This is a genomic window from Pseudomonadota bacterium, assembly GCA_022361155.1.
Taxonomy (GTDB): Bacteria; Myxococcota_A; Polyangia; order Polyangiales; family JAKSBK01; genus JAKSBK01.
The window spans coordinates 1-1690 of sequence record JAKSBK010000282.1; the positions used below are offsets into that span (position 1 = coordinate 1).

Annotated in this window: 2 protein-coding genes and 1 tRNA gene; all 3 read left to right on the top strand. The window is 66.7% G+C overall.

What is annotated here, in order from left to right:
• Positions 1–272 precede the first annotated feature (272 nt).
• Complete coding sequence (ssb, locus tag MJD61_10730; GenBank protein ID MCG8555744.1) at positions 273–704, top strand: single-stranded DNA-binding protein; 432 nt, start codon at positions 273–275, stop codon at positions 702–704.
• A 49-nt stretch (positions 705–753) separates the two neighbouring features.
• On the top strand, positions 754–1512 hold the full coding sequence (locus tag MJD61_10735) for a TlyA family RNA methyltransferase (GenBank protein ID MCG8555745.1): 759 nt from the start codon (positions 754–756) through the stop codon (positions 1510–1512).
• A gap of 85 nt (positions 1513–1597) precedes the next feature.
• Positions 1598–1668: transfer RNA gene (locus MJD61_10740), tRNA-Gln, on the top strand.
• Positions 1669–1690: the final 22 nt, after the last annotated feature.

Here is a 1690-nt window from a genome sequence, read left to right on the forward strand (position 1 = left end):
ACGCCGAAGCCAAGCTAGTACCTCGCCACAGGAATCCTGATCGTTTGGCCCCAGCCCTGGCGCCCGCTGGCGGCGTTGGGACCTCCTCGAATATGCGCTGCATGTCCTTCGTCGGTCCCTACCGCTTGCCAGGGAATCATGATGGGTTGTCGCCGGCTCTGGCGCCCGCTCGCGGTGTTGGGAGCTCCCTTGTAGGCTCTTGTTCGCCGCTGCATTGATCCGGGCGCCGCCTGGGCGTATGGTCGGGCGACTCAAAAACGAGGGCGAGTGCTATGACCGAAGGCCTGAACAAAGCGATCCTGGTGGGCAATCTGGGAGCAGACCCGGAGCTCCGTTACACCCAGAGCGGCCAGGCTCTGCTGCGGCTGCGGCTCGCCACCAGCGAGAGCTTCCTGAACCGCAGCAACGAGCGCCAGCAGCGCACCGAATGGCACACCGTGGTCGTGTGGGGCAAACGAGCCGAAGCGCTCAACAAGATCCTATCCAAGGGCCGGACCGTTTGTGTCGAGGGCCGCATCCAGACGCGTGGATGGGAAGACAAGGACGGCAACAAGCGCAGCAGCACCGAGATCGTCGCGCAGAACGTTGTTTTCGCAGGCAGTCGGGGCAGCTCCGAGGGGTTCGCGGAGCGGCCGAGCTCCCCCCCTGAAACCGACCGGGGCTCGGAGTCCGAGCCCTTCGGTGACGACGACGTACCCTTTTGAGCGCCGCAGCGAGTCGTCGCAATGCTGATCTGCTCGTCGCGGTGCTGATCTGAAGAGCCGACGCGCCGACCTGCGCCTGGTCGAGCAGGGACTCGCAGGGAGTCGGGCCCGCGCTCAGGCGCTGATTCTCGCAGGCCGCGTGTTTGCTGGCGAGCAGCGCATCGACAAGGCCGGCATGCAGCTGCCCGAGAGCGTCGAGCTTGCGGTCCGAGGAGCCGATCATCCCTTCGTGTCCCGCGGAGGCTTGAAGCTCGCCGGGGCCCTCGACGGCTTCGGTTACCATCCCGCGGGGAAGGTCGCCGCCGATTTCGGCGCATCCACCGGTGGTTTCACCGACTGTTTGTTGCAGCGTGGCGCGGCGCGGGTGTACGCGGTCGACGTCGGCTACGGCCAGCTCCACGAACGCCTCCGATCCGACGACCGCGTCGTGGTGATGGAGCGCACGAACGCGCGTCACCTCGGCCCGGGCTCGTTGCCCGAGTCCGTCGATCTGGTCGTGATCGATGCGGCGTTCATAGGCCTTGACCGCTTGCTGCCTGCGGCGCTAGCGCTATTGCGCGGTGGCGGTGACATCATCGCACTGGTGAAACCCCAGTTCGAGGTGGGCCGTGAGGCACTGCACAAGGGTGGCGTGGTACGCGACGCGCGGGCGCGTGCGCAGGCCATCGGCGCGGTCAAGGCGCGGGCCCGGCGCTTGGGCCTCGAGCTGCGAGGCGCCCTGGATTCGTCGCTGGCGGGTCCGCGGGGCAACATCGAGCATTTCGTGTGGTGGGAATCGACGACCCGGGCGGTCCCACGCGAGCCATGAGCCTGTTGCGCTACCGGCGTCGCCCGCTACTCTGCCTCCGTCAGCCAGGGATTGACGGAGTGGTCCGGTGTAGCAGAGCGCCGACTCGGGAGTCGTCTAAAGGCAGGACATTGGACTTTGGATCCAAGAATGGTGGTTCGAATCCACCCTCCCGAACCCCAGCTCCGGCCCGTTCGGC

What these genes read in the sequence shown, in the direction of transcription:
- ssb (MCG8555744.1), top strand. Translation starts at nt 273, where the DNA reads ATGACCGAAGGCCTGAACAAAGCGATCCTGGTGGGCAATCTGGGAGCA.